The 3,979-nt window shown below is 71.0% G+C and carries 6 protein-coding genes; 4 read left to right on the top strand and 2 right to left on the bottom strand.

Annotated elements, in window-relative coordinates; genetic code table 11:
- The 4 genes from EQG76_RS11220 to EQG76_RS11205 form a co-directional block, all read left to right on the top strand.
- A partial coding sequence (locus EQG76_RS11220) for a Maf family protein (protein WP_200840735.1) occupies positions 1-198 on the top strand: 198 nt, incomplete at its 5' end.
- Positions 195-1,571, top strand: coding sequence for a ribonuclease E/G (locus EQG76_RS11215; RefSeq protein ID WP_159713394.1), 1,377 nt, complete (start codon positions 195-197; stop codon positions 1,569-1,571). The genes EQG76_RS11220 and EQG76_RS11215, both read left to right, overlap by 4 nt.
- Positions 1,568-1,774: a DNA gyrase inhibitor YacG gene (locus tag EQG76_RS11210; protein WP_159713393.1), complete on the top strand. Its 207-nt coding sequence runs from the start codon at positions 1,568-1,570 to the stop codon at positions 1,772-1,774. The genes EQG76_RS11215 and EQG76_RS11210 overlap by 4 nt, the downstream gene beginning before the upstream one ends.
- A 65-nt stretch (positions 1,775-1,839) precedes the next feature.
- Positions 1,840-2,991, top strand: a complete 1,152-nt coding sequence (locus EQG76_RS11205; RefSeq protein ID WP_159713392.1) for a sensor histidine kinase — start codon at positions 1,840-1,842, stop codon at positions 2,989-2,991.
- Positions 2,992-3,007: 16 nt separating this feature from the next.
- Here the strand turns inward: EQG76_RS11205 and EQG76_RS11200 are convergent, their stop codons facing one another.
- Positions 3,008-3,634, bottom strand: coding sequence for a hypothetical protein (locus tag EQG76_RS11200; RefSeq protein WP_159713391.1), 627 nt, complete (start codon positions 3,632-3,634; stop codon positions 3,008-3,010).
- An 18-nt stretch (positions 3,635-3,652) separates the two neighbouring features.
- Positions 3,653-3,979 (bottom strand): hypothetical protein (locus tag EQG76_RS11195; protein WP_159713390.1); only part of this gene is annotated, 327 nt, incomplete at its 5' end.

Raw genomic sequence — 3,979 nt, 5'->3', positions numbered from 1 at the left:
TTCAAGCGGCTGAGCGCAGCGGAGCAGGATGCCTATCTCGCCTCGGGCGAGTGGCATGGCAAGGCCGGCGGCTACGCGATCCAGGGCTGGGCCGAGGCGTTCGTGCCAGCGATCCAGGGCAGCTACTCCAACGTGGTGGGGCTGCCGCTGTGCGAGACGCTGGGGCTCCTGGAAGGCCTTGGCTGGAAGAGGACATGAGCAGCGGTCTGGTGATCGAGGATACCGGGTTCGGCCTACGCGCCGCCCGGCTGGAGGATGGCGCGCTGGTCGAGGTGGTCGACCTCGACCACGACGAGGGCCGGGTGACGGACCGGCTGTTCGCGGCCCGGGTCGTGCGGGTCGAGCCCAAGATCGGCGCCGCCTTCCTGGATATCGGCCTCGGCCACAACGCCTTCCTCAACGTCAAGGACGCCCGCCACCTGCCGGGTGCCGACCCGCGCATGCCGATTGAGCGGATCGTCGCCGAGGGCCAGCGCATCGTGGTCATGGGGCTGCGCGAGGCGGTCGACGAGAAGGGGCCCAGGGTCACCTGCGACGTGCGCCTGATCGGGCTGCACCTGGTGCTGCGGCCCTCCTCGCAGGCGGTGGAGGTGTCGGGCAATCTCGGCAAGCGCCAGCAGGCGCTGCTCAAGGAGCGCGGGCAGGCGCTGTTTCCCAAGGGGGGCGTGCTGCTGCGCAGAGGCGCCCAGGACCAGCCGGACGAGGTGCTGCTGGCCGAGCAGGAGGCGCTGCGTCGCCGCTGGCACGACTGCCTGGATCGGGCGAAGCTGAAGAGCGGACCGCTCGATGTCGACGACACGGTGGAACGGCTGCTACGCACCATCCTGGGCAATCCGGTGGATGCGATCACCGTGGCCGATCCGGCGTTGGCCGCGCGCATTCGGGCATTCCGCGATGCCCATTTCCGCTCGGGCGAGGGGCCGTTGGTCGAACTGGCCGGCGGCGACGCCTTCGAGGTGACCGGGGTCGCCGAGCTGATCGAGGCGGCACTGCAGCGCGAGGTCCCCCTGCCCGAGGGCGGGCGGCTCTGGATCGAGCGGACTCGGGCGCTCACCGCGATCGACGTGGACAGTGGCGGCCTGCCGTCCTTCCGCGTCAACCTCGCCGCGGCCAGAGAGATCGCCCGGCAGCTCCGCCTGCGCAACATCGGCGGGATCATCGTCGTCGACTTCATCGACCTCGTGAGCAAGAACGAGCGGTTCCGCGTGGTCGAGACCCTCAAGAAGGCGCTCGCGGTCGATCCGGTGGCAGGTCATGTCCATGACGTCTCGCCCCAGGGGCTGGTCGAGATCGGCCGGCCGCGGCGCGGCATCGCGCTGGCCGAGCTGCTGCTGCGCGATTGCCAGCACTGCCGGGGCGAGGGCACGGCACCCTCGTTGCGCGCGAGCACCGAGCGGCTGGTCAAGGCGCTGCGTCGCTCGGCCCGGCCGCCCGCCACGCTCAGGGCCGCCCGCGACCTCGCGCGCTACCTGGCCGAAGCGGCTCCGGCCCGGGCGCTGGCGGCAGCGGGCTTTGCCGGTGCTGTGACCGCGGATGACCGCCTGGCCTCGGGAGGCTTCGAGCTCGGATGACCGATACCCCAGCCGCGACCCCGCGCTGCCCGATCTGCGGCAGCCCGCGCGAGCAGCGGTTCCGGCCGTTCTGCTCGCGTGCCTGCCGCGACCGCGATTTCCTGGCTTGGGCGGATGGACGCTATGCGATCCCGGCGGTGGAGGCCGAGGATCCGGATGACGGTGAGCGGCCCTTGCCGGAGCGGCACCAGGACGACCGGTGATCCTGCCGGAAGGTCCGGCACCTTCGCCCATGGCCGTTTCTGGCCCAGCCCGCTAGGATGCATCCATGAGCAGATCCGACGCCCCGGCTGGGCAGGGCTTCGTCGCCGAGGAGTCCGAGCGGCTGGCATTGCTGCGGTCCTACCGCATCCTCGACACGCCACCGGAAGTCGGCTTCGACGACCTGGCAGCCCTGGCCTGCCATGTCTGTCAGGTACCGATCGGGCTGGTGGGGCTGATCGACATGGACCGGCTGTGGTTCAAGTCGACACTCGGCATGGCAGTGGGCGCGGTTCCGCTCGAGAGCGCCATTTGCAGCCATACGATCCGTTCCGCGGAGCCGCTGGTGGTGGAGGATCTCGCCGCTGATCCCCGCTTTGCCGGCAACGCGTTGGTCACCGGCGCGCCACAGCTGCGCTTCTACGCCGGGGTGTCGCTGCGCAATGCCGACGGGGTGCCGCTTGGCACGCTCTGCGTCATGGACCGGCAGCCCCGGCGGCTCACGCACGCGCAGCTGGACATGCTGGGCCGGCTCGGCCGGCAGGTGGTCGGCCTCCTGGAGCTGCGGCGGCTGAGCGCATGGCACGAGGAGTTGCTGGCCGAGCGCGCCGCGGCGCAGAACGCCGCCGAGGCATTGGGACGCGACCTGCAGCACCGCTTCAAGAACAGCCTGCAGACCATCGACAGCCTGATCAGCCTGCAGAGCCGGCGCGAGCCGGACGAGCGGGTGCGCCGCGCGATTGGCCGGATGCGCGACCGGCTGCGGCCGCTCTACCTGATCCAGGACCAGGTGCGCGCCGATTCCGCCGGGATGGTCGAGTTGCGGCCGTTCCTGCGTGACCTGGTCCGGGTGATGGCTGAGTCCCAGCGTGAGGCCGCGGGTGGTAGCGTGGTGGCGGAGGAACTGGCCGAACTGGAGGCGACCCGCGAGAAGGCGCTGCCCATCGGCCTGATCGTGAGCGAGTTCCTGTCCAACAGCTTCCAGCATGCCTTTCCCGCAGGCGGCAGCCAGGTGGGCCTGGCGCTGGCACAGTTGGAGACCGGGCGCGCCCGGCTGGAGCTGTGGGACGACGGGCCCGGCATGAGCCTGCCGACATCGCCCACTTCAGGCGGCCTGGGCCTGCAGCTCATCCAGGCGCTGAGCAGCCAGGTCGGTGCCAAGCCCGGCTGGGAGACGGCGGCGGGCACCCGGCTCGTGCTGGAGTTCCCGGTCCGCTAGCCGCGCTCTGGCGGTTTCAGGTGACCTTGGCCGGGTCGAAGCCGTTGGCGAGTGCCTGGAGCTGGAGGAAGCGCCGGTCGTTCATGCTCCAGGCGCGCAGTGCGTAGCGCTCATCGCCATGCACCACCAGCCGGACCTGCATGGCGAGCCCGAAGCCGCTGCTGTCCCAGTGGCACTCCAGGTCGGAGCGCTCGGGGCCGAGTTCCGGCTCGCCGCAGCCGCTGAGCGGTAGGGCGCCGAGGGAGGCGATGCTCGAGCCAGTGTCCTCCAGCCGCCGCGCCAGGTCCCCGTCCCGGCCGGGCAGGTCCGGATCATCGGCCAGACTGGTGAAGAAGCTGCCTAGACCGCTCAAGTCGACCGTCACCTGGCGTTGCAGCCAAGCTGCCTGGTCGCTGGTGTCCTCGTCCGCGGGCAGGAGGCGGATGGTCAGGCCGGTGAACGCGCTGAACAGGGAGGCTTCGGGTGAGATGCTGGCCGAGGGCGGCGTGAACGCGTCGCCCGGCCGGTCGGTGCAGGTCAGGCCCAGTTCCTCGGGGATCGGGATGGCCGGGCAGATCGCCGCCTGGGCCGGCAGGGCCCAGCCGAGCAGGAGCCCCGGCAGGAACAGGGCGCAGAGCGACAGCCGCTTGATGAACTGCTCCACGACACGACCTCCGGCGCTTCAGTCCGGGACGAGCGAGCCCAGGAACTGGCGCAGATGGGCGCGGCCGTGCTGCGAGACGCGGAAACGGCCGCGCGCGACCAGGAACACCCGCTTGGCGACCAGCGACTGGCGCACGCACTGCGACGGGTTGCCGAGCTTGATGCCCTGCTCCAGCAAACGCTTGTTGGCCTCGGCGGTTGCGAACGTGTCGTCCGCGGAGTTGACCTGGCTGTAGTAGCCCGCGGCCAGCATGGTATCGACTTCCGTGGCCGTGCCGGGCAGGCGCTGGATGAAGGCGCCGAACTCGCCCAGCTCGGTGTCGGCCTCGCGCGCCGGGGCCGGCTC

The organism is Geminicoccus flavidas (genome assembly GCF_009806515.1).
Lineage (GTDB): Bacteria > Pseudomonadota > Alphaproteobacteria > Geminicoccales > Geminicoccaceae > Geminicoccus > Geminicoccus flavidus.
Note: the sequence above shows the minus strand (reverse complement) of the source record. Positions and strands in the feature narration are given on the sequence as shown.

Coding starts and splice junctions, on each gene's coding strand:
- EQG76_RS11215 (WP_159713394.1), top strand. CDS start 195: ATGAGCAGCGGTCTGGTGATCGAGGATACCGGGTTCGGCCTACGCGCC.
- EQG76_RS11210 (WP_159713393.1), top strand. CDS start 1,568: ATGACCGATACCCCAGCCGCGACCCCGCGCTGCCCGATCTGCGGCAGC.
- EQG76_RS11205 (WP_159713392.1), top strand. CDS start 1,840: ATGAGCAGATCCGACGCCCCGGCTGGGCAGGGCTTCGTCGCCGAGGAG.